Genomic DNA, 20246 nt, shown 5'->3' with positions numbered 1-20246 from the left:
GCCCGTCCACCACCGCTTCCTGATACTTGTCCAGGCGGACTTCACGGTTTGCAAACGCGATGGGGCAGGCCGGAAGCAGCGCAATAGGTGACGAGGTGCGACATGGTTTCGGCCATCGTGCTCATGTTGACGTTATTTTCGGTGTAGGCATGATTCGTGGCGGTGTAATAGCGCCAGCGGCAAATCGCGCCGTACATGAAGCCGGCATCCAAACTGAGCACGGGTGCCGCCCCACTTGCAGCGCCGTGAGAGGAGAATCTTCGATGACGAACTTCCCTGTGTGCCGACAGCGTCTCTTTTGGACTCTTGGGATCGTGACCAGGGATTTCCGCGACGCGGTGCCGGCAACGGTTTCGGATCCTTGCTGCCCATGACCGCGCTTGCCCCCGGTAAGGCGCGGCGCAACGGCCGTGATCGTTCATCACCGCGGCGAATTTGACCAGCCTTTCCCCTTGACCGGGCCCGCAACGTGCCACGCGCCAGGCAAGCTGGCTGAGTCTCGGCCTTGGACCCGCTCCCCACCGCGTATGTCGGGGCCCCACAGGTGGCCGGGCGTCGGCAAACTGCGCTTCACGCCGAAAGGCGATGCTCAGGTAGACCGGTGTTTGCGCCTGGCCCGTGATGATGATGCCGTCGAAGCCGGCCTGGCGCAGGGCCGGGGCCGAAGGAAGCCGCCGCTGTTACCCCTCACGGTCAGGCGGTGGCGGGCGAGCGTCACCACGCTGCAGCGGCCCGGCGGGGTGGCGGTGCCGACCAACGGCCCGTCCGAAGATGAGCGGGTTGTCCGTCCCCGGTTGGTGTCAGCGCATAATCCCACAGATAGCGGCGTTTGCGCCCGCCGCTGCCCGGGGAAAACGCTGCGTAGTCTGCGTTCAGCGGTTCGATCCAGGTGCGCTGCTGCGTCAGATCAACCCGCAGGATTTTGGCCGAGATAGCCAGGAGGTGGTCATACGAGTGTCCCTGTTTTCAGTCCGGCGCTGCCCCGAAAGCACGGTCGGCAGGCGGTTCCTTATTCGGGGCAGATCATTGGCGGCGGCCCGGCGACGATCACCGTCACCAGGCCGCAGCGGTTTCTCGGCGCGCCGCGCCCAAAAGTCAATTGACGCCGTCGGGGTGTAGGCGCAGGAGCTTGGCGGTGTCGTGGCCCGGTTAGGCACACGGGCGGCATCGTCACCGAGGTGTCGTCTTGGACCAGCAGCACCATGCGGCTGATTTCGTCGTCGTACTGCGCGGGGTTCGATTCCCATCTCGCTTCGGAGAGGGCAGGCCCAGCCGGCGCTCCAGGTCGCGAATGGCGGCCGCCAGGTTGGCTGCGCGCCCTGCGCCTCCATCCGTGGCAGGCAGGCCCAGGAAGCGCGCCAGGTCCGCGTAACCGGGGGTCCCTGGGCCGCGCACGCAGTATTCGATGGTGTAGGGCAGGTACATGCCGACGCTGCGGCCGTGCGGGATGTGGAAGCTGGCGCCGAGGGTGTGTCCCAGCGAGTGGGCGAGCGCGGCCTGCGCATTGCCAAAGGCCATGCCGGCGATAGTGGCCGCGTTGTGCATGCGCTCGCGCGCCTCCATGTCCTTGGCGCCCTGGCTGACCGGGATCGGCAGGTGTCGAACACCAGTTGGATGGCCTTCAGGCCAGGCCGTCGGAGAAGTCGTTGTGCCAGGAACTGCGTGTGGGCCCCGATGGCGTGGGTGGAGCACGTCAATGCCGGTGTCCGCGGTGACGCGAGGCGGCAGGTTGGCCGTCAGCGCCGGGTCTGGTTGACCAGGTCAGGCAAAATCTCGCGCGAGGCAGGCTGAGCTTGCGCGCTCTTCCACGTCGGTCAGCACGGTGGCCCAGGTGGCCCGGAGCCGGTGCCGCTGGTGGGGAATGGCGATCAGGCGCGCTTTGCTGCGCAGGCCGATGGGCACGACCGGGTTGATCGCGCCGGTCCGATGTCAGGGTATTCGTACAGGATCCACATGGCTTTGGCCGCGTCCATGGAGCCGCCGCCGCCCAGGCCGATGATCCAATCAGGCTGAACTCCAGCATGGCCGCCGCGCCCTGGTGCGACGGTTTCCAGCGAAGGCCCCGGCTCCACGTCCGAAAAAGACGGCCGCGGGGATGCCGGCCTCCTTCAACTGGGCGATGACCATCCCGGGATAGCCCAGTTTGGCCAACACGGCATCGGTGACAATGAAGGCGCTGGCCCTGCAAGTGGCTGAGGTAGCTCAGGGCATCCTCGCCGTAGACGATCTCAGGCGCTTGGAAAACCACATAACCGCCTCCTACGTGCTGCGGAACCTTGCCGTATGAGACGCCGTCGCCTGCGGCCAGGCCTTGGACCTCGTCGATACTGCGGGGGATGAAGGTGGTGCAGCGCACCAACCTGGCTGGCGGCTTGACCGACTTCATGATCTTGAGCATGTTGCCCTGCAGCTTGGAGTTTGCGCGTCACCAGGGCCTGATGTGGTCAATTTTGCGGCCGATGACCTGTTTCCACGCGCCAGCGGCGCGGCAATGACAAATTCTGGTCTTGACCAGTGATCCGCCAGCATGCCGGCTTCGCGGCATTTGCCGTGCCACAGATCCAGGTACATCACCTCTTCCTTGGCGACACCCTGACCCGCATCCACAACGAAATAGAAGTCGCTTCCCACGTGGCTGCGGCCTCGGCGTAGTCTTGACTCTGGTTCAGCTCTACCTGCAACTGCTTGGCCCATTCCTCGCTCGGAAATGCAAGTTTCATGACTCGATCCTCCTTAACGTAGTGTTCATGGATGCAGCGCCAAGATGACGCGCTGCGATATAACCATTGTAACATGCTTTCGATCTGCTGACAAAGCGCAGAGTCGCATTGGCGGCCGGCGGCTTGTTCATTCCAGTGTAGTCGTCTATAATGGCGTCAGGATTTTGCCACGAATTGCCACGAAAGAAGAAAACAATTCGTGAAAATTAGTGAAAATTCGTGGCAGAGAAATCAGGGATTTTTTGCTACCAATTGCCACGAATTGACACGAAGGCAAAGAAGAATTCGTGAAAATTAGTGAAATTCGTGGCAGAAAAATGTACATCGAAGGAGTGTACCGATGCCTCTGCAACCTGGCATGATTCTGGAAAACCGTTACCGCGTCGAATCCCTGCTCGGTCAGGGCGGGATGGGCGCGGTCTACAAGGCGTTCGATCAACGCCTGCGCATGGCCGTGGCGCTGAAGGAAAACAGCCTGGTGACGCTCGACGCCCGCGCACAGTTCGAACGCGAGGCGCTGACGCTGGCCCGCCTGCACCACAGCAACCTGCCCACGGTGACCGATCATTTCATCACGGCCGACGGCGCAGTACCTGGTGATGACCTTCATCGAGGGCATCAACCTGGCCGAAGCTGCTGGCCGGCGGCCGTCAAGCGCCAGCCGAGGTGCTGAGCTGGCTGGGGCAGGTGTGCGACGCCTTGACCTACCTGCACAGCCAGAATACGCCCATCATTCACCGCGATATCAAGCCGCAGAACATCAAGATCACGCCGGAGGGACACGCCTTCCTGGTGGACTTTGGCCTGAGCAAGGTGGGCTCGACCTACCAGAGTACGGCCAGCGGCGCGCTGGGCGTGACCGCGGGCTGTCGCCGCTGGGCAGTACGGCAGCGGCGCACACCGATCAGCGCACCGGATGCCTCGCGCTGACCGCCACGCTGTACGCGATGCTGACCGGCGAACCGCCGCCGGAGAGCGTCAAGCGCGCGGTGGGGACGGCGACCTTGACTCCGCCGCGCGCCCTGAATCCCACCCTCAGCCCGGCGCTGGACCGGGCGCTGCTGCACGGCCTGGAGACGCAGCCCACCAACCGGCCGGCGACCGTGGCCGCGCTGCGTCAGGAGTGGGAGGCGGGTCTGGCCGCGGCCAAAACCGCGCGCCCCGCGCCCCCGGCGCCGGTGGCTCCGCCCACCCAGGTCCGTTGCCGGCCGTCGCCCCGCCGCGGCCCGCGCTGGCGCCGGTGCGGCGTGAGCGCAACGTGTCAGCCTGGGCGCTGATCGGGATCGGCGCGCTGTGACGTGACGCTGCGTGGTGCGAGGGTGGGGGCGTTGGGCGGCTCGCAGCTTCCACGCCGACCGTGGTCGTCCGGCCGGGCGACGGCGAAACCAATAGTGACCGTGACCCCGCTGACTGCGACGCCGCTGCCGAAGGATCCGGACACACTGACGCCGACAGTTACGCCTACGCCTAGCGGCGGAACGACGCGCGCGCGTGCAGCGGACGGGGCGGTGATGGTCTGGGTGCCGGCAGGCGAATTCACGATGGGGTCGGCGGCCAACGACAGCCAGACGTATGACGATGAGAAGCCGCAGCACCGGGTGACTGTGGCGGGGTTTTGGATAGACCGCACGGAAGTGACGAATGGGCAGTACCGGAAGTTCGTGGATGCCGGCGGTTACAACCAGCAGCAGTACTGGACGGAAGCGGGCTGGGCGTGGAAGGGGCAGAACAATGCCACGCAGCCGGGTTGTTGGGGCGATGGCAACTTCAATCAAGCGGAGCAGCCGGTGGTGTGCGTGAGTTGGTATGAGGCCTACGCGTATGCGCGCTGGGCGGGGGGGCGGCTGCCGAGCGAAGCGGAGTGGGAGAAGGCGGCGCGGGGGACGGATGGGCGGATTTACCCGTGGGGGAATATGTGGGACGGGACGTGGGCGGACTTCTGCGACAAGAACTGTCAGTATGACTATAAGGATGCTGGCGTGGATGATGGATATACCACCACAGCGCCGGTGGGGAGCTATGCGAATGGGGTGAGTCCTTACGGAGTGCATGACCTGGCGGGGAACGTATGGGAATGGGTGAGCAGCGAATATGGGAATTATCCCTACAAAAGTAATGATGGGCGAGAAGACCAGAGTAGCACAGATGTTCGTCGTGTCCTGCGGGGCGGGTGTTGGTACCATGGAGCGTGGAATGTGCGCTCCGCCGCCAGCCGGGACAGGCTCGACCCGGGCCCCGCAACCGATGTGGGTTTTCGGGTGGCGTCCCCGGCCTCTGAGTCTCTGGGGACTCTGGAATTCTGAGTTCATTGACAACGACTGCTGGTGTAAGCCAGGGAACAGCACGGCGGGACAGAGCTGAGCGGGGGTGCAGGGGGCTGCGGCCCCCTGTCTGGGTTGAGGTTGAGCGATTGAAATCGCGCCTCAAGGGCGTGCCGCCGGGCGTCCACCTCCGTGGACGCAATGCCGGTCGGCGCAGGCTGACTTGGGGCGGAACGCCCCTTGCGGCCCGAATTCATGCGGCGGCCGCAGCCGGCGCACGAGGCCCGGAGCAGTTACGGACAGGGATAAGGCAAGCATGATTTGTTGCAGACGGCGACGTCACGCCAGAGACGTGACCTACGGCTGTAACGCAAGCCGGAGGCTTGCGCCGTCAACGCACCAAGCATGATTTTGTTGCTTGACAACGTCCAAACGCCGGTTCATCGGTTGGCTTGTTCATTCTTGAGGCATCGTCTATAATGCCTCACGCACGCTGATTTCATTCAATCCGGTTGATGTGGTCGAAGATCAGGGAAATGAACTTTGAGCAACGCGAAAAGTGACAACGCAAACCATAGATGACGACATGCGATCTGAGTATGATTTCTCGCGGGGCGTACGCGGAAAGCATGCTGCGGCCATGCAAGGCGGATATACGATCATCATTCATGCCGCGGACGGTGCGACGGTCACGCGTGAGGTCAAGCCAACCCAGGGAGCTGTTGTCCTCGACCCAGATGTCCTGCGTTATTTCCCTGATTCCGATTCGGTGAATCGCGCACTGCGCACCTTGATTGCCCTGTTTCCGAAGGAATCTGTCCGCGACGGTCGGCGCACGGCCAGCGCAGGCAGGAGGCCGTGACGCGCTTCGAGCGGTGGCTGGAGGAAAACCTGGTGGCGCTGCAGGACGAATGAAAGAGAATCCGATGAAAAAGACAACCCCCTATTTGAGCCTACCCTACACGATTGAACTCAAGCATGACGCAGAAGACGGCTGGTTTGTGCGCGTCAAGGAACTGCCGGGGTGCATGAGTCAGGGTGACAGCGCCGCCGAAGCCCTGACGATGATCCGCGAAGCGATGCAGGGTTGGCTGACCGTGGCCCTGGAGCAGAACATGACCATCCCTGAACCGCACAAGAGGTTGCATCATGGCTGAAGCAGGAATTGCAACGAGAGCCAAAAGCGGAGTCATAAGACAAGAGCAGGTCATCCTCAAGGTGCAGGAATTGCGATGCGTCCTGTGCGCACAGGACCTGGATATGACCGCGGTCTATCTCTACGGTTCTTACGCGGCTGGCACGGCTGACGCCGACAGCGACATTGATGTCGCGGTGATCTCGCCAGACTTGACGGGGGACCGCTTACAGGACTGGGTGCGCCTGACCACCCTGGCGACGCGGCTCGATGCGCGCTTCGAAGTCATCGGCTTCCGACCCGAACAGTTCCGCGACGAACACCCGCTGGCCTGGGAGGTCAAGACACGCGGTATTCTCGTGCAGTGACACCCATCTGCTTCCTGCTCCACCTCCACTCATCGTCTTCAAGGAAGCTCCATGAGCAACACCACAAGTGACAGCGCACAAACCATAGATGACGGCATGAGCTCGAAGGAGAATCAGATGATTAGGCAGTTCAAGATTGTGGTTGAGAAACACATTGACGGTTACGTGGCCTACCCACTGAATCTAAGAGGCGTGGTTGTGGGGCAGGGCAATAGTTACGAAGAGGCGCTAGCCGATGTCAAATCAGCCATTACGTTTCATATCGAAACTTTCGGTCCGTACCGTACAGGTAATGATCGTGTTGTTCAGCCAGGTCATTGACGCCGGTCGCGAGGGCAGATTCGTGAATCCGGTAGAGCGGCGAAGGCGCTGCATCTAGCCAACCAGAGATAATCTCCCATAGATCTGCCAGTTGCTCAGGCTGCAATCGCTCAACGGCGGCTGCAACCTGCTCTCTCGAAGGCACCACGACCCTGTACAGTTGAACGCCCTGGTGCTCCGCCAGCATCGGGGGTGTTTGCAAGGGGCGAAATACACCATTCTCATAAACGGCAGGGATAATGTAGTTTGTCATGGATGCATCCTTACCAGGTAAGCCTCGAACTGGCTCGCCCAGGCCGGGGACGCTGCGCCGCCGGCGGGTGCAGGTGTTTGCGCTGGCGCAGGCTGATGCTCGCCCGGTTGCGCGAAGGTGTAGGTGGCCGCGGGGGGCGCCTGCAGCAGTTCGATGGCATGCGGTAACGCGGGTAGAATCGTCTCCAGATTCTCACGCACCGCCTTGGGGCTGCCCGGCAGGTTGATGATCAGTGTGCGCCCACGAATGCCCGCCACAGCCCGGCTGAGCATGGCGTGCGGCGTCACTTGCAGGCTGGCTGCGCGCATGGCCTCAGCGAAACCGGGCGCTTCGCGCTCGATCACGTGGCGCGTGGCCTCCGGCGTGACATCGCGCAGGGCAAAGCCGGTACCGCCGGTCGTCAGAATCAGATCTATTTCTTCCTCATCCGCCCACCGTCGCAGCACTTCCTCGATCACGTTGCGCTCATCGGGCGCCACCGCGGTCGCCACGATCAGGCCGGCCAGGCGCTCACGCACCATCTGTTGCAACAACGGCCCGCTGGCATCCTCTGTTTCCCCGCGTGCCGTCCGGTCGCTGACGGTCAAGACTCCGACTCGCATAAGCATGGTGTTGGTTCCTTTCTCAAGTGGCGTGCGCGCCCTTACTGCTTTTGTCCAGCGCCAGGCTGATCTCCAGACGCGTGTCAGGGTCAGTCTCGGTCCGCCAGCCGCGGGCCAGGGCCAGGCGCGCCGCGGGATCATCCATCTGCCCCAAAGCCCACGCCGCATGGCTGCGCAGGAGCGGCTCAGGATCAGCCAGGCGCCGCGCCAGCGCCGGCACCGCCACGGGATGGCCCCAGTTGCCCAGGGCCACGCACACGTTGCGCAGCAAGCCGCGCGGGCCGGCGCGCAGCAGCGGGCTGCGGCGAAAACGTGCGCGCAGGGCCGCATCATCCAGTTCGATCAGGTCGAGCAGGGGGGGCGCCAGGTCATCCAACCGCGGGGCGAACAGGGCCGTCGCTTTGGCCGCATCGGTCTGGCAGCGGCGTCCGTTCCAGGGACACACCGCCTGGCACACGTCGCAGCCGAAAATCCAATTACCGAGCCGTGGCCGCAGTTCACGCGGGATGGCGCCCTTCAGTTCGATGGTCAAGTACGAGATGCAGCGGCGAGCATCCAGGACAAAGGGCGCCGCAAAGGCCTGCGTTGGGCAGTCCGCCAGGCAGCGGGTGCAGCCACCGCAGCCGCCGCGTGCGCCGTCCGCAAACCGCCAGGCCGGCGCGCGCGGGGTCTGCTGCTCGATGTCCAACAGGGCAATCGGCGCTGCCGCGGCTACGTCAGTGGTCAGGGTCGCCGGCTCATCGAACTCAAGCTCTTCTGGCACCAGCAGGGTAGCCAGCAGCAGCCAGGAGCCGAGCCGGGGGTGAATGAGGCAGGTGTTCTTGCCGCTGAAGCCGATTCCGGCCTGCTGCGCCCAGCCGCGTTCGAGCACCGGCGCCGAATCAACGCTCACCTTGCCTGGCGTCGTGCGCCCCGTTCGACCGCGCAGCCAGCCATCCAGCGCGTAGAGGCGCGGCTTCAGCAGATCGTGGTAATCCATACCCCAGGCAAAGCTGGCAATCCGGCCGCGTGACGGGTCCGCCGCCAGCAGCTCTGGCAGCGCGCCTGTCGCGTAGCTGATGCCAAGCACGACCAGCGAGCGGGCGTTGGGCAGGCGCTGCTGCACCTCCGCGCGTGCGGCCACGGCGTCTGGCCGCGCCAGATAGCCCATGGCGCCGTGGTAACCGCGGGCCAGCCAGCGCGCGTAGGCATCCGCCTGCGGCGCGGGTCCGGCCGGCGCAATCCCAACCAGGTCGAAGCCCAGGTCACGGGCGCGCTGTTTCAACTGTTGCGTCAGGGCTTTTAGCTGTGGTGTCATCATGGAGACGTGCATAGGTGGCCGTATGGTAGCCCTTTCACGTGGCTTGTCAAAGATGGCGCTTGACCCGGCGGCGCATTCGGCTATAATCATGGCTCTGCGCCGGAACGATTAGTGATGCGCCGACGTCAGCAAAACCGCACAGGCGCCAAGACGCCTGCGATTCTTGTGAAATGAGGACTCTGCCTGTGAAAAATCGCCTGTCTGCTCTTCTGCTGGCGGCAAGCGCGCTGCTGCTCATCCTGGCCTGTGGCTCGCTCTCCGCCCGCAGCACGGCCGTCGCGCCGACCGCGACCCCGTCGGGGCCAAGCGACCCGCCGCCAGCAACAACGTCGCCCACCCCGCGACCGCTGCCTACGCTGGCACGCGCCACACCCACCCCCCTGACCGCCGCCACGCCGCCGACAGAGGGTGCGGACCAGAGCCAGCAGTTCATCGTCACCGAACAGGACCTGGAGGACTCGGTCAACAGCGACGAGATGCAGGAGCAAGTTCAGACCGAGAACTTCGACGCGACCTTCACCGGCGGCAAAGTGATTTTGACGGTTGACAGTCTGCGCTATGGCATCCTGAACATGGGATCGCTCAGGGTCGTAGGCACGGTGACGGCAACCGATGGCGTGGCCCATTTCAACACCGAGAGCGTCGAGCCAAACAACCTGCTGACGGCCGCAATCCCCGGCCTGCTGGAGCGGGTTCTGACTGGCAGCACCACCGGCTATTATGTGGAAGATGTCGAAGTGCAGGAAGGACGCATCGTGTATACCGTGCGTCCGCTTTGATCTTCACCTCAGCGGTTCGAACTGGGCCGAGAAGTGGCGTAACTGCGGCGGCTGCCAGCTAATCCGGTAGCCGCGCAGGTTGTCCTTCAGGCGCGCGACATAGGTGACAACTTCTGCGACATAGTCCACATGGCTCTGCGTATACACCCGCCGCGGGAAGGCCAGGCGCACCAGTTCCAGGGCGGCCGGCTCCTCGCTGCCATCGGCGTGGACGCGACCAAACATCACACTGCCAATCTCCACACTGCGGATACCGCCTTCCTGATAGAGCGCCACCGCCAGGGCCTGCGCCGGGTAGTGGCTGGCCGGGATGTGCGGCAACATGGCCGCGGCATCCAGGTAGAGCGCGTGGCCGCCGGTCGGTTTCATGAAGGGCACGCCGGCCGCGTCCAGTTTTTCGCCCAGGTAGGCAATCGAGCGCAGGCGGTAGCGCAGATAGTCCTCGTGCAGCACCTCCTCCAGGCCAACCGCAATCGCCTCCAGATCGTAGCCGGCCAGGCCACCGTAGGTTGGGAAGCCCTCGGTCAGGATCAGGGTGTTCTTGCAGCGCTGCGCCAGGTCATCATCATGCAGGGCAAGGAAACCGCCGATGTTCGCCATGCCGTCCTTCTTGGCGCTCATGGTGCAGCCGTCGGCATAGGAGAACATCTCCTGGGCAATTTCCAGCGCCGTCTTGTCCGCGTAGCCTGGCTCACGCTGCTTGATGAAGAAGGCATTCTCGGCAAAGCGGCAGGCATCCAGGAAAAAGGGCACGCCATGCGCATGACAGACCTGGCTGACCGCGCGGATATTGGCCATGCTGACCGGTTGCCCGCCGCCAGAGTTATTGGTGACGGTCAGCATGACGACCGGCACCTGGTCGCGGGGGACGGTTTGCAGGGTGTGCGTCAGCGCGTCCACGTCCATGTTGCCCTTGAACGGTGCGATGAGCGCCGGCTGATGCGCCTCGGCACAGGGCAGATCGAGCGCCTGCGCGCCCTGGCACTCCACGTTGGCGCGGGTGGTATCGAAATGGGTGTTGTTAGGGACCACGTAGCCGGGCTTGCACACGTTGCCAAACAGAATGCGCTCGGCTGCCCGCCCCTGGTGTGTGGGGATGATGTGCTTGAAGCCGGTGATGCGCTGCGCGGCCGCTTCGAATTTGTAGAACGAACGCGCGCCGGCGTAGCTCTCATCGCCCTGCATCATGCCGGCCCATTGAAACGAAGACATGGCGCCGGTGCCCGAATCGGTCAGCAGATCAATCAGCACATTTTCGGCGCGTACCAGGAACAGGTTGTAGCCGGCCGCTTCGATGATGTCCGCGCGCTGTTCCCAAGTGGTAAACTGAATCGGTTCGACCGTTTTGATGCGAAACGGTTCGATAATCGTTCTGAAATGTGGATGCACGGCTCCTCCAAATTGAAACCAGGGGCAGCGGTCAGACTCCGGATCATGGCGCGGGAACCCGGCTTCTGCCAGGAAAGACCAGCAGTTCGAGCCTGGTTTTAACCACAGAGATCACAGAACCAGAGTAGTGCGATTTGCTCTGATCTGCCGTTGTTGTGTCGTACGAGCGGATGAATTCTTCGGCCTTTTCCACCAGGCTGCGATTGCCGATGTAGAGCGGCACCCGTTGATGCAGCACAGTGGGCTGGATGTCGAGAATGCGCTGCCGGCCATTGGAGGCATACCCTCCAGCGTTTTCGGCAATGAACGCCAGCGGCGCGCATTCATACAGCAGACGCAGTTTGCCCGTCGGTTTTTGGGGGTCCCTCAGATCGGCCGGGTAGTAGAAGATGCCGCCCTGCAACAGATTGCGGTGAAAATCGGCCACCATCGAACCAATGTAACGGGCAGAAAGACCCTTGAAGCCGTTGTCCATGCCCTGCATGTAGCGGGTGAAACGCTGTATCCCGTCCGACCAGTGAATCTCGTTACTTTGATTGACGCTGTAGTATTTGGGTTTCTCCGGGACGCGAATGTCGGGATGGGAAAGCAGGAACTCACCAATCATGGGGTCCAGGGTGAAACCATGAACGCCATAGCCTGTGCTGTAGACGAGCATCGTGCTGGAGCCGTAGATGATGTAGCCAGAGGCGACGATGCGGTTGCCGGGCTGCAGAACATCCTCATTCGTCCCGGGGCCGGCGGTCGTCACACGGCGATAGATGGAAAAGATGGTACCGACACTGACATTCGAGTCAATGTTCGATGAACCATCGAGCGGATCGAAGAGCAGGACGTATTTGCCCTGGGGAAAGCGTTCTGGAATCGCGATAATTTCAGGTTCTTCTTCGGAGCCCATGCAGGCCAGGCGCCCGGTGTGGTCGTTCAGGCGATAGATGGTGCGTTGGGCAAACACGTCCAGCTTCTGCACCTCCTCGCCTTGCACGTTCTCTTCGCCGGTCGTGCCGAGAATCTCAGCCAGGCCGGCGCGCTGAATATGGCTGCCGATGATCTTACCGGCAAGGGCCATATCGTACAACAGGCCGGTCAGGGTGCCGGTGGCCTCGGGATGGAACTTCTGCTGCTCCAAAATGTGGCGCTCGATGGTCTGCAGCGGGCCTCTGGGTAGGAATGACGCCATTGTTTCTCCTCCTTACTGGGTACTGTCACGCGCTTGGAACTTGACAATTGACGGGTTGCGGGCACAGCGGGTCAGGATGACCTACGACCGGCTGTGCAGCGCAATATCCAGGAGATCGCTCAAGACGGCAAAACCGGTCTCTTGACGCCCGGCGCCCGGCCCCACGAGGGTGACATCGCCGAGCAGGTCGGTGGTGAAGGTGATGGCGTTGGTCACGCCGCTCACGCCGGCCAGGGGGTGAGCGAACGGCAGCCGCAGCGGCTGCACGCTGGCCGCAACCGTGCCATCGGCCTGTCGGGTGACGCGACCGATCAGCTTCCAGCGCTCGCCGGCCGCTGTGGCCGCGGCAATGTCGGCCTGGCTGAGGCCGGTGATGCCCTGGCGAGGCACGCTTGTCAGGTTGACATGGGCGCCCAGCAGCGCATTAGCCAGGATGACCACCTTGGCCAGCGCGTCGAAACCCTCCACGTCGGCCGTCGGATCGGCTTCGGCATACCCCAGGCGCTGCGCCGAGGCCAGCGCGTCCGCGTAACTGGTTCCTGCCTCCATCTGAGTCAGGATGTAGTTGGTGGTGCCGTTGAGAATGCCCTTGATCTCGCTGATCTGACAACCGGCCAGGGCCTGCCGCCCCAGGCGAATGGAAGGCGTGCCGCTCATCACCGTGCCTTCGAAGCGCAGCAGGCGGCCAGCCGCGTCCGCGGCTGCTTGCAGCTCGTGGTAAGCCAGGGCGATGGGGCCTTTGTTGGTCAGCACCGCATGCTTGCCGCTGGCCAACGCTGCTTTGACATGACTGATGGCCGGCTGTCCGGTCTTGACATCGGTCCAGCTCACCTCCACCACGGTGTCGGCCTGGCTGGCGCTAATGGTGGTCAGGCTATCCCAGCCTTTGATCATTCCTGGGCCATCGGGATAGGCATCCAGGCGCTCGCCCCGGCGGGCCAGGTCGAGCAAAAGGCCCAGGTCAAGCCCATCCGGCTGGTGTACGCTGCCCTTGAGCAGGTCGCTGACCGCGACGACGACAAAGGTCACACCGCTGTTGACCTCCAATGCGGTTGCGCGTGCCTGCAAGATCTCCGCCAGCCCCTGGCCGACAGTACCAAAACCGATCAATGCCACTTTGTGCTTCACGAATCCTCCTTCTCGTGCGCTGCGTCGCAAAAATGTGTTCGGCGGCCAGGCCAACCAGGGCTGGCGCGGCGTGCCCTGGTGACTACCTGCGGGGAGGAACTGCTCCTGCACTGCCTTTTGCAGGCACCTCATGCAACTGGATCAGCACGTAGGCCTCAGCGTGCTCGATATGTTGAGAATATTGAAGACCGATGGTTTGCAGAAGATGCAGCATCTGGTGGTTGTCGGCCTGGACGTAGCCCTTGAAAGTAGTGATGCCCACAGCCACCGCCGCGTTGACCAGGTACCCGAGCATCTGCCGGCCCACGCCCTGGCTCTGAAAATCGTCGCGCACAACGATGGCCGCCTCGGCCTCTGTGCCGCCGGGCTGACGATGCGCGCGCGCCACGGCAATGGCGACCTGCTCACCCTCGTCGCTGGCAAGCAGAGCGATCAGCGCCACCTGATTGATCTGGTCTACATGTGCCATATCGGACGCACCCTGCCAGATTGTTTCGTCACTCACGTGCTCCATGGGAATATGGAAGCGCTGATAACGTGAGTTGGGCGATAGGCGACGGAAGAGGTCCACCAGCAAAGGTGCATCGTCTTCCGTCAAGGGTCGCACGGTCAACCACTGGCCATTGCGTGTCGTAAAAGTTTCCATTCGGTTGTTTTTCCCTCCCAATCCACCTCGAGCCAAGCTTACTGCATGAATCATACATCAAGATGCCCAATTCTGCAACGTCCTGAGGCGCCAGTAAACCAAATATCGAAACCGGCAACCCTTGACATTTTTTGCAACTCATGCTAAAATGGTGAAGCTTGTTTCCTGGACGCATTTTGTGGGTGTCAATCAATGCTCCAACATGACCACACGCATCGTACATCATCGCCCGATCCAACTACCGCCGTCAGGTATGGCTAAGTCAATTTTCGGCAGACACCATTGAGCAAAGCGCATGGGCCAAGCGACACAGGGTAGGTTGTAGAGGGCTGTAAGGAGCTCATACCAGTTATGAGTGATTCAAATCTGATCCAGACCGAACAGAATGAGGGCGTCGAGCCGGCGGATAACGTGACGGTTGCCGCGGCGCCGGCCGATTCGACCGGCACTGCGGTTGCCGACTGCGCCAGAGGCTGCGCCAGAGGCTGCGCCAGAGGCTGCGCCAGAGGCTGCGCCAGAGGCTGCGCCAGAGGCTGCGCCAGAGCGCTACTACCGGTCGAAAACCTGGACGGCGCGACGCGTGCTGAGCTACGCGCAGCCATGACGGCCCTGGCCGACCCTGACCAGCCGCTCCTGGATATCCGGACGCGGCAGCAGCGACGACCGTCTATCTGGGCACTGGCCGCCGCGGGAGCTGTGGAAGTGGAGGCTGGGTTGACTGACCCGGCGCCGGTGGCTGTGCAGCAGGCGAGCGAACCAGGCGGCGAGCCGGGTAATCAGGCGGCGGCCGACGAAGACTGGACTCATGCGCAGGAACTGATGGATGCGCAGGAGGTCTTCGAGACGCGGGTCACCGGCTATAACCTGGGCGGGGTCACCATCACCCTGGGGCGTCTGCGGGGCTTCATCCCTAACTCGCACCTCAGCACGATTCAGCCTGAGATGGATGCGGAGCAGCAGCAGAATGAACTGAGTAAACTGGTGGGCAAGATGATCCCAGTACGGATCATCGAGGTGCAACGCAAGCGCCGGCGCCTGGTGTTGTCTGAACGCCTGGCCGAACGGGCCTGGCGCGATAAGCAGCGCGATCATATCTTGGGCGAGCTGCAGGTTGGACAGCGGGTGACAGGCCGTGTGCGCAGCCTGACCAGTTTTGGCGTTTTCGTGGACATTGGCGGCGCCGATGGCCTGGTGCATCTCAGCGAGTTGACCCGGAAACGGATCAAACATCCCCGCGAGGTCGTCAAGGTTGGGCAGGAACTGGTGCTGGAAGTGATTCGTGTGGAACGCGAGCGCGGGCGTGTGGGTCTCAGCCTGAAGCATACGCAGGCCGATCCGTGGGCGGACATCGAGGCTCGTTATCATCCAGGCCAGCTCATCACGGCCCGTATCACGAACCTGGTCAGTTTTGGGGCCTTCGCCACGGTTGAGCCAGGCGTAGAAGGGCTGGTTCACATCTCGGAACTGAGCGATGACTACATTGAACATCCGCGCCAGGTCGTGCAGCGCGGTCAGGATTACACCATGCGGGTGCTGGCCATTGACCGTGAGCACGAGCGGGTGTCGCTGAGCCTGCGCCAGGCGCCGCAGTGGATCGAAGCGCCGAGTGCTGCAACTAACACAGAGGAAGATACCCATGACGGGTAAACCACCGCCCGCAAGCCGGGCGCCATCAGCGCGGGACGAGGCGCCAGGACACGGCCAGCGGCAGGCTGACCGGCCGGCCGACAAGACGGCACAGCCTGAACCACGGCGTAACAAAACACCCCGCCCTGTCGAACGCCAGCCAGGCCGCTCTGCTGAAAGAGCACCCCGCGCCGAGACGCGCCGTGAGAATGGGCCTGAAGGTAAGAATGGCCCCCCGCATCGGCGGCGAGAGCGCATCATCACGCATGCCCCGCGGCCGGTTTCAACGACACCGGTCGCAGCCGGCGCCGCGCGATCGTCACCCCCTGCGCCAGCGATCGCCCAACGTCCCTCGGCCGCGCCCATTGTCACTCAGGAGGAAACGGATAAGTCGCCCGAGCGTAAGGTCTTTATCTATACGTACACGATTTGGAACCGCTCGACCAGCCCGTAAGGATACGGGGCCAACGGCCGGTATCGCCCACCAGCCAAATGACACACCAGCAACAAAGGTCTGTAAGGATGGTGACATGAAAGATAGGATGCGCATCGTCGAGGAAACGTTGGCAAGATTGATCAGACAAGCGCGGACGCAAGGTTACTTAACCTACGACGACATCCTCAGTTTGGTACCGAATGCAGAAAGCAAGGTGCTTGAGTTAGAGACGCTGTTTGCGCAGCTACAAGAGGAGAATCTGCCGGTTTACGAGACGGAAGATGAGGTGATGGTGGCGCTCGAGAGCACCGGCGGCGACGCGAGTGCCGTGCAGGGGAGTGAGCACGGCGCGTCCGTGGCCGATGTTTTTGCCAATTTGGGCGCCGGGGACATTACCGATCTTTACTTCCGCGAGATGAGCAAGGAGCCACTGCTGACGGCTGAAGAAGAGATGATGCTGGCACGCGCGGTGGAGTCAGGTCGCCTGGCGCAGCAGCGTCTGACCCGCCCTGAGCCTTTGCCGGTTCTCAAACGTCGGCAGTTGTGCTCACGGGTGGAGGAAGGGGAGCAGGCACGGGCGCGGCTGATTCAGGCCAACACCCGCCTGGTCATCAGCATTGCCAAGCGCTACATGGGCCAGGGCGTCCCGTTTCTGGATCTGATCCAGGAAGGCAACCTGGGCCTGATGCGAGCCGTGGAGAAGTTCGACTACCACCGCGGATTCAAGTTCAGCACCTATGCCACGTGGTGGATTCGGCAGGCCATTAGCCGTGCGGTGGCTGACCAGGGGCGCACCATTCGTCTACCGGTACACATGGGAGACAAGGTGCGCCAGTTATACCGTGTCCTGCAAGAAGCTGAGCAGACCTACGGGCGCACCGGCACGTCGGAGGAAATTGCGGGTATTCTGAACACCACCCCAGAACGGGTGCGCTGGCTGCTGAAGGTGTCACGGCATCCGACATCACTGGAGCAGCCAGTGGGTGAAGAGGAAGAGCGCGAGCTGGGGACGCTGATCGAGGACACCGAATCAATCCAACCGGCCGATGCGGTGATGGATTCGCTGCTGCGTGAGCGCATGGAGCAAGTTCTCATTACCTTGCCGCCGCGTGAAGCACGCATCCTGCGCCTGCGCTACGGACTGCACAATGGGCGCACGTACACCCTGGAAGAGGTAGGACGCAAGATGGGGCTGACGCGCGAGCGTATTCGCCAGATCGAAGCGCAGGCCCTCAACCGCCTGCGTCACCCCTGCCGCAGTCGCCTGCTGCGCGATTACCTGGAATGACCATCAGCGCACCGGCGTGCTGATTGCCAAAAGCAGGCAGGTGTGCTACACTTGACCTGTACCCGCCCTCATAGCTCAGAGGATAGAGCGTCGGCCTCCGAAGCCGAAAGCGCAGGTTCGAGTCCTGCTGGGGGTACACAATCCGAAGAAGAGAGACCAGACTCCATCGAGTCTGGTCTCTCTTTTTTTCTGCATGGTTCATCAGTTTCTGCATCGCAAGCACAGCCTGCATGTTGCTTTGCGTTCGTCATCTTCCTACTTGCGCTTGTGCGGGTAGGCGGCGGGCAAATTCCTCGATGGTGGGGGCGGCCAGGGCGACGTCTACCAGGTTTTCGATCTGATCCACATCCAGGGCTGACAGATCGTCGCGCACAGTAATCGGTACGGAGCCGAAGCGTCGCTGCAGGAGCCGCAGAAGGGGTCGGCGCGCACCCTGCTCCAAGACGAGGTGCGACCAGGTTGTTTCGGCGAGGGCTTTGGCGGCGAGGTAGTTGTTGTAGTGTTTCTGGTATGCTAACCAAAAATGGGCCGGAATGGCCAGTTCTGTCTCCAACTGGCCGGCCATGGTGGGGGTGATTTCCGCGGCGCCGCGCAATACCGCACGCAGATGCTTGAGCGTCCAGCCCAGGCGGACGGCAAGATCGTGCGGGGAGAGACCCAGCTCTTCCAGCTTTTCTTTGAGCGTCTCGCCGGGCGGGTACATAAAATCAGGATGATACTGAACAACGGTACAGTTCATGCCACCGTAATCATTAGTTTCTGTGTCATAGCACTTCCTCGAATTATTCTACCAGCATCGGTACTTTCGCCAATTTGTGGTACGTCACGGTTGGACCATAATGCTGTGAGTCACCGATCCCAACCTTGACGAACGTCAGCATCCATCATCCCCAATCCACGGCGATTGGCGCGCGCCGATCAATTGTTCATCACCCGTCGAGGGGCCGAACACTGGCGCCAACCAGACAGTGCAGAAATGGATCAATCTACAAGCTGCCGCAGGCAACTTGACAAATCGGTAGACGCCCTCAATAATGCAGGCAGATAACCATGCCACCCCGGCGGCATCTGGTTTACCGTGGGACTCACCCGCAACCAACTGTCACTCAGCGACCCGATCTGTGCATGCCGCGCGGCGAGGGAGTAGCACTATGGCAACTGAAATCACACCCAATTTTGAGCCAATGCCATTTCCGTGTCTTGACAAACCCGTCCACCTTAGAATGCCCTCCTTTCTATCAGGCATTTAAGCGGGAAACGGGGATGAGACAGAAGGTAACTTGCACCGCATGGCTCAGTTCAAGCGGAGCCTGGAAGTCGCTGGCGCCGAGCTATGCCGCGTCTCAACCGTTATGGACGACGTGATGTCATCTTGTTTGCCGCTGCATAGGCAATAGATTGTTGACGTCACGAATATCAACTGCACGACCCACGGCGACGTGCTTAACCGATCAATGAAAGGAACTCTAACATGACCACCGGACAACAGACTGGCGACATTGCCAATAAGATCGAAGATATCGCTCGATCGATTACCACCCATGAAACCAACATCACCAGGTTTGAACGGGAAAAAAATGACAAGATTCGCGATTATGACCAGCTAATTTCCCGTGAAAGAAACGAAATAAAGCGACTCCAACAGCTAATTGCTGATCTGAAACGCCAGATGTAATTCTTGGCGCCCTACAAATAGAGCATAACAGATATCCAAAATACGTGTCAGTTGCCGCCAACAGGTCGTTTAGATTTCTGGTATCTGCGCCCAACGAGGGGAAAACACAATGCTCTCCTCGGTTCTATCAGGGCATTAACCGGCGGATGAATCGGTCGCGGTGATCGGTCGTTTGTCGTGGCGGGAGCGTACATAAGCGGCCAGTCTTTCCGGACGGCTCAGTTCAACTCAGGTTATGCGGCGGCTCGACCGTTACGGAAAGTGCGCTGCTGTCTTATTGGCCACCGCATAACCCATATTTCGTTGGGCTAAAAAATAAGTGACTCGTATGACAGAACGAATCTTCAACTTGTTCTACTTTACACAAAATGATGTTATCCATGAATTGGGAGTTGTGGTTCATGAGTTGAAAGGAACTGATTCTGAGAAAATGGCTTTCCTGCAAAATTCGATTACAAAGGATTTTCTGGGCAGCAGAAGGTTCTTAATACCGAGAAAATATGCTGGACTTACAGTTGATGCGTTCTTTGCTTTATGTCGTCTTGGGAAGCATTTGGAGGTTTATGAAGAAATCTTCTTTGAATTGAATGCCCCATTTGATCCGTTATGCTGTGTTACCCCCATAGTTGATGGTCGGCCCAAGATTGATGTTACAACTGATCATTCTCCCTTCCTATTCAGCGACCACAAAGAACACCCAAAGTTTGGGATTGGCGAAATGAGTGATTATTTGGAGGATTACATGACTCCAGATGGATTTGATCTTCCTAAACTTATGTATGATGATTACTTTAGTGCCATCCACATACTTTTCAATAGTGGGCATTATGTATCTTGCATGAAGCTTCTTGTTTCTTTTATTGACACTTTGGCATTTCTTGAATACGGCGACAAAAACAGAATTTTGTGGATTGGCTCAATGGGTACGCCGACCTGTCAGCCCTAGACATTACTGCGTCTCAGTTATGGGAGATGAGAAACTCGATTTTACACGGATCGAATCTTGACTCTCGGAGAGTGCGAAGCGGCAAAGAACAACGAATTGGATTCTGTGTTGCTGCCAAAGGGATAGTATCCAAAGGAAGCACAACGTTGAAATACTTTAATTTGCTTGACTTGGTCGGCGTAATAGAATTGGC

Annotated in this window: 25 protein-coding genes and 1 tRNA gene; 14 read left to right on the top strand and 12 right to left on the bottom strand. The window is 61.0% G+C overall.

Translation table 11 applies throughout. From position 1 onward, the window contains the following. Positions 1–41: 41 nt before the first annotated feature. From IPF85_RS25275 to IPF85_RS25260, 4 genes are all read right to left on the bottom strand, one after another. Positions 42–221: a hypothetical protein gene (locus IPF85_RS25275; protein ID WP_343410816.1), complete on the bottom strand. Its 180-nt coding sequence runs from the start codon at positions 219–221 to the stop codon at positions 42–44. A 949-nt stretch (positions 222–1170) separates the two neighbouring features. Continuing rightward, the gene (locus IPF85_RS25270) at positions 1171–1740 is read right to left on the bottom strand and encodes an iron-containing alcohol dehydrogenase (RefSeq protein ID WP_343410818.1); all 570 of its coding nucleotides are present in this window, start codon (positions 1738–1740) and stop codon (positions 1171–1173) included. 128 nt (positions 1741–1868) lie between these two features. Next, positions 1869–2072, bottom strand: coding sequence for an iron-containing alcohol dehydrogenase (locus IPF85_RS25265; protein ID WP_343410815.1), 204 nt, complete (start codon positions 2070–2072; stop codon positions 1869–1871). Positions 2073–2570: 498 nt separating this feature from the next. Next, positions 2571–2720, bottom strand: coding sequence for a hypothetical protein (locus IPF85_RS25260; protein ID WP_343410814.1), 150 nt, complete (start codon positions 2718–2720; stop codon positions 2571–2573). Between the two features lie 340 nt (positions 2721–3060). Between IPF85_RS25260 and IPF85_RS25255 the strand changes: the two genes are divergently transcribed. The 8 genes from IPF85_RS25255 to IPF85_RS25220 all read left to right on the top strand — a co-directional run bounded on the left by IPF85_RS25255 (position 3061) and on the right by IPF85_RS25220 (position 6805). Next, on the top strand, positions 3061–3393 hold the full coding sequence (locus IPF85_RS25255; protein ID WP_343410813.1) for a hypothetical protein: 333 nt from the start codon (positions 3061–3063) through the stop codon (positions 3391–3393). Next, positions 3387–3650, top strand: a complete 264-nt coding sequence (locus IPF85_RS25250) for a protein kinase (protein WP_343410812.1) — start codon at positions 3387–3389, stop codon at positions 3648–3650. The genes IPF85_RS25255 and IPF85_RS25250 overlap by 7 nt, the downstream gene beginning before the upstream one ends. A 17-nt stretch (positions 3651–3667) precedes the next feature. Next, positions 3668–3997, top strand: coding sequence for a hypothetical protein (locus tag IPF85_RS25245; RefSeq protein ID WP_343410811.1), 330 nt, complete (start codon positions 3668–3670; stop codon positions 3995–3997). Positions 3998–4018: 21 nt separating this feature from the next. Further along, a complete protein-coding gene (locus IPF85_RS25240; protein ID WP_343410810.1) occupies positions 4019–5023 on the top strand; it encodes a formylglycine-generating enzyme family protein in 1005 nt (334 codons plus the stop codon). 598 nt (positions 5024–5621) lie between these two features. Then, positions 5622–5843, top strand: a complete 222-nt coding sequence (locus IPF85_RS25235) for a hypothetical protein (RefSeq protein ID WP_343410809.1) — start codon at positions 5622–5624, stop codon at positions 5841–5843. A 64-nt stretch (positions 5844–5907) separates the two neighbouring features. Further along, on the top strand, positions 5908–6138 hold the full coding sequence (locus IPF85_RS25230; protein WP_343410808.1) for a type II toxin-antitoxin system HicB family antitoxin: 231 nt from the start codon (positions 5908–5910) through the stop codon (positions 6136–6138). Next, positions 6131–6484, top strand: coding sequence for a nucleotidyltransferase domain-containing protein (locus IPF85_RS25225; RefSeq protein WP_343410807.1), 354 nt, complete (start codon positions 6131–6133; stop codon positions 6482–6484). The genes IPF85_RS25230 and IPF85_RS25225 overlap by 8 nt, the downstream gene beginning before the upstream one ends. A gap of 120 nt (positions 6485–6604) precedes the next feature. Then, positions 6605–6805 carry a type II toxin-antitoxin system HicB family antitoxin gene (locus IPF85_RS25220; RefSeq protein WP_343410817.1) on the top strand — a complete coding sequence of 67 codons (201 nt, stop codon included), beginning with the start codon at positions 6605–6607 and terminating at the stop codon, positions 6803–6805. Here the strand turns inward: IPF85_RS25220 and IPF85_RS25215 are convergent. Genes IPF85_RS25215 through IPF85_RS25205 form a run of 3 tightly spaced genes read right to left on the bottom strand, consistent with a single transcriptional unit; the run spans position 6735 to position 8960 of the window. Further along, positions 6735–7058 carry an antitoxin AF2212-like protein gene (locus IPF85_RS25215; protein ID WP_343410806.1) on the bottom strand — a complete coding sequence of 108 codons (324 nt, stop codon included), beginning with the start codon at positions 7056–7058 and terminating at the stop codon, positions 6735–6737. The two genes, IPF85_RS25220 and IPF85_RS25215, sit on opposite strands and share 71 nt — an antisense overlap. Next, the gene (gene mog / locus IPF85_RS25210; RefSeq protein WP_343410805.1) at positions 7055–7666 is read right to left on the bottom strand and encodes a molybdopterin adenylyltransferase; all 612 of its coding nucleotides are present in this window, start codon (positions 7664–7666) and stop codon (positions 7055–7057) included. Before mog ends, IPF85_RS25215 begins: the two co-directional genes overlap by 4 nt. Positions 7667–7682: 16 nt before the next feature. Beyond that, positions 7683–8960, bottom strand: coding sequence for a QueG-associated DUF1730 domain-containing protein (locus IPF85_RS25205; protein WP_343410804.1), 1278 nt, complete (start codon positions 8958–8960; stop codon positions 7683–7685). 185 nt (positions 8961–9145) lie between these two features. Here IPF85_RS25205 and IPF85_RS25200 point away from each other — a divergent pair, with 185 nt between their 5' ends. Further along, a complete protein-coding gene (locus IPF85_RS25200; RefSeq protein ID WP_343410803.1) occupies positions 9146–9739 on the top strand; it encodes a hypothetical protein in 594 nt (197 codons plus the stop codon). 3 nt (positions 9740–9742) lie between these two features. Here IPF85_RS25200 and IPF85_RS25195 read toward each other — a convergent pair whose 3' ends face one another. The 4 genes from IPF85_RS25195 to IPF85_RS25180 form a co-directional block, all read right to left on the bottom strand. Then, complete coding sequence (locus IPF85_RS25195) at positions 9743–11128, bottom strand: tryptophanase (protein ID WP_343410802.1); 1386 nt, start codon at positions 11126–11128, stop codon at positions 9743–9745. Between the two features lie 43 nt (positions 11129–11171). Continuing rightward, complete coding sequence (fbp, locus tag IPF85_RS25190) at positions 11172–12308, bottom strand: class 1 fructose-bisphosphatase (protein WP_343410801.1); 1137 nt, start codon at positions 12306–12308, stop codon at positions 11172–11174. An 81-nt stretch (positions 12309–12389) separates the two neighbouring features. After that, entirely contained in the window at positions 12390–13436 is a 1047-nt protein-coding gene (locus IPF85_RS25185; RefSeq protein WP_343410800.1) for a homoserine dehydrogenase, read from the bottom strand. 82 nt (positions 13437–13518) lie between these two features. Beyond that, entirely contained in the window at positions 13519–14082 is a 564-nt protein-coding gene (locus IPF85_RS25180) for a GNAT family N-acetyltransferase (RefSeq protein WP_343410799.1), read from the bottom strand. Between the two features lie 351 nt (positions 14083–14433). Between IPF85_RS25180 and IPF85_RS25175 the strand changes: the two genes are divergently transcribed. The 3 genes from IPF85_RS25175 to IPF85_RS25165 all read left to right on the top strand — a co-directional run bounded on the left by IPF85_RS25175 (position 14434) and on the right by IPF85_RS25165 (position 17568). Further along, positions 14434–15729: a S1 RNA-binding domain-containing protein gene (locus tag IPF85_RS25175; protein WP_343410798.1), complete on the top strand. Its 1296-nt coding sequence runs from the start codon at positions 14434–14436 to the stop codon at positions 15727–15729. Between the two features lie 509 nt (positions 15730–16238). Then, positions 16239–17432, top strand: a complete 1194-nt coding sequence (locus IPF85_RS25170) for a sigma-70 family RNA polymerase sigma factor (protein WP_343410797.1) — start codon at positions 16239–16241, stop codon at positions 17430–17432. 64 nt (positions 17433–17496) lie between these two features. After that, positions 17497–17568: transfer RNA gene (locus tag IPF85_RS25165), tRNA-Arg, on the top strand. A gap of 111 nt (positions 17569–17679) precedes the next feature. Here IPF85_RS25165 and IPF85_RS25160 read toward each other — a convergent pair. After that, complete coding sequence (locus tag IPF85_RS25160; RefSeq protein ID WP_343410796.1) at positions 17680–18171, bottom strand: DUF4351 domain-containing protein; 492 nt, start codon at positions 18169–18171, stop codon at positions 17680–17682. 732 nt (positions 18172–18903) lie between these two features. Here IPF85_RS25160 and IPF85_RS25155 point away from each other — a divergent pair. Then, entirely contained in the window at positions 18904–19107 is a 204-nt protein-coding gene (locus IPF85_RS25155; RefSeq protein WP_343410795.1) for a hypothetical protein, read from the top strand. A gap of 328 nt (positions 19108–19435) precedes the next feature. Then, positions 19436–20053, top strand: coding sequence for a hypothetical protein (locus tag IPF85_RS25150; RefSeq protein WP_343410794.1), 618 nt, complete (start codon positions 19436–19438; stop codon positions 20051–20053). The last annotated feature ends 193 nt before the right edge of the window (positions 20054–20246 follow it).

The organism is Candidatus Amarolinea dominans (assembly GCF_016704685.1).
GTDB lineage: Bacteria > Chloroflexota > Anaerolineae > SSC4 > Amarolineaceae > Amarolinea > Amarolinea dominans.
This window is presented reverse-complemented; position numbering and strand designations above follow the sequence as displayed.

Coding starts and splice junctions, on each gene's coding strand:
- IPF85_RS25180 (WP_343410799.1), bottom strand. CDS start 14,082: ATGGAAACTTTTACGACACGCAATGGCCAGTGGTTGACCGTGCGACCC.
- IPF85_RS25260 (WP_343410814.1), bottom strand. CDS start 2,720: ATGAAACTTGCATTTCCGAGCGAGGAATGGGCCAAGCAGTTGCAGGTA.
- IPF85_RS25245 (WP_343410811.1), top strand. CDS start 3,668: ATGCTGACCGGCGAACCGCCGCCGGAGAGCGTCAAGCGCGCGGTGGGG.
- IPF85_RS25205 (WP_343410804.1), bottom strand. CDS start 8,960: ATGATGACACCACAGCTAAAAGCCCTGACGCAACAGTTGAAACAGCGC.
- IPF85_RS25155 (WP_343410795.1), top strand. CDS start 18,904: ATGACCACCGGACAACAGACTGGCGACATTGCCAATAAGATCGAAGAT.
- IPF85_RS25170 (WP_343410797.1), top strand. CDS start 16,239: ATGAAAGATAGGATGCGCATCGTCGAGGAAACGTTGGCAAGATTGATC.
- IPF85_RS25235 (WP_343410809.1), top strand. CDS start 5,622: ATGCAAGGCGGATATACGATCATCATTCATGCCGCGGACGGTGCGACG.
- fbp (WP_343410801.1), bottom strand. CDS start 12,308: ATGGCGTCATTCCTACCCAGAGGCCCGCTGCAGACCATCGAGCGCCAC.
- IPF85_RS25230 (WP_343410808.1), top strand. CDS start 5,908: ATGAAAAAGACAACCCCCTATTTGAGCCTACCCTACACGATTGAACTC.
- IPF85_RS25215 (WP_343410806.1), bottom strand. CDS start 7,058: ATGACAAACTACATTATCCCTGCCGTTTATGAGAATGGTGTATTTCGC.
- IPF85_RS25150 (WP_343410794.1), top strand. CDS start 19,436: ATGACAGAACGAATCTTCAACTTGTTCTACTTTACACAAAATGATGTT.
- IPF85_RS25225 (WP_343410807.1), top strand. CDS start 6,131: ATGGCTGAAGCAGGAATTGCAACGAGAGCCAAAAGCGGAGTCATAAGA.
- IPF85_RS25160 (WP_343410796.1), bottom strand. CDS start 18,171: ATGAACTGTACCGTTGTTCAGTATCATCCTGATTTTATGTACCCGCCC.
- IPF85_RS25175 (WP_343410798.1), top strand. CDS start 14,434: ATGAGTGATTCAAATCTGATCCAGACCGAACAGAATGAGGGCGTCGAG.
- IPF85_RS25255 (WP_343410813.1), top strand. CDS start 3,061: ATGCCTCTGCAACCTGGCATGATTCTGGAAAACCGTTACCGCGTCGAA.
- mog (WP_343410805.1), bottom strand. CDS start 7,666: ATGCTTATGCGAGTCGGAGTCTTGACCGTCAGCGACCGGACGGCACGC.